Below are 616 nucleotides of genomic sequence, written 5' to 3' on the forward strand. Positions count from 1 at the left end.
TTTCCGGTGGCGATACGCCCAGGGGACACACCCGTACCCATCCCGAACACGATGGTTAAGACCTGGGAGGCCGATGATACTATGCTGGAGACGGCATGGGAAAGCAGGTGGCTGCCGGATTTAATGTGGGCTTATAGCTCAGCTGGTTAGAGCGCACGCCTGATAAGCGTGAGGTCGGTGGTTCGAGTCCACTTAAGCCCATCTGCATGAGTCATAGGGCAAAGGTTCACTTAAGCTCATCTGCATGAGCCATAGGGCAAAGGTCCACTTAAGCCCATGCATAATTTTCTTTAAAGTTTTACATATAACTACATACGGGGATATAGCTCAGTTGGGAGAGCACCTGCCTTGCAAGCAGGGGGTCGAGAGTTCGAATCTCTTTATCTCCATTTGGTAAAGTATTTATGCTTTGCCAGCATCGTACCTTGAAAACTGCATATACGAAACATCTAGAATACGTTAAACGTAAAGATAGAGACGAAAACGAGGCGCTGTAGAGATACAGCGAATTGAGAAACAAAAACCAAGCAACAACCCAAGCCGTCAGGTACCAACGCTATGGTATCTGGTAAGGCCAAGCAAGAAAGAGCGCAGGGTGGATGCCTTGGCACTAAGA

The 616-nt window shown here is 48.4% G+C and carries 2 tRNA genes and 1 rRNA gene; all 3 read left to right on the forward strand.

Annotation, left to right across the window (positions count from 1 at the left end):
- Nucleotides 1–2 precede the first annotated feature (2 nt).
- The 3 genes from rrf (at nt 3) to MUB35_RS30365 (ending at nt 389) form a co-directional block, all read left to right on the forward strand.
- A 5S ribosomal RNA gene (gene rrf, locus MUB35_RS30355) occupies nt 3–120 on the forward strand.
- Between the two features lie 7 nt (nt 121–127).
- Nucleotides 128–201: transfer RNA gene (locus tag MUB35_RS30360), tRNA-Ile, on the forward strand.
- A 115-nt stretch (nt 202–316) separates the two neighbouring features.
- A tRNA-Ala gene (locus MUB35_RS30365) sits at nt 317–389 on the forward strand.
- Nucleotides 390–616: the final 227 nt, after the last annotated feature.

Origin of the sequence: Blautia sp. NSJ-175, from assembly GCF_022867815.1 — a bacterium.
Classification (GTDB): Bacteria; Bacillota; Clostridia; order Lachnospirales; family Lachnospiraceae; genus Blautia; species Blautia celeris.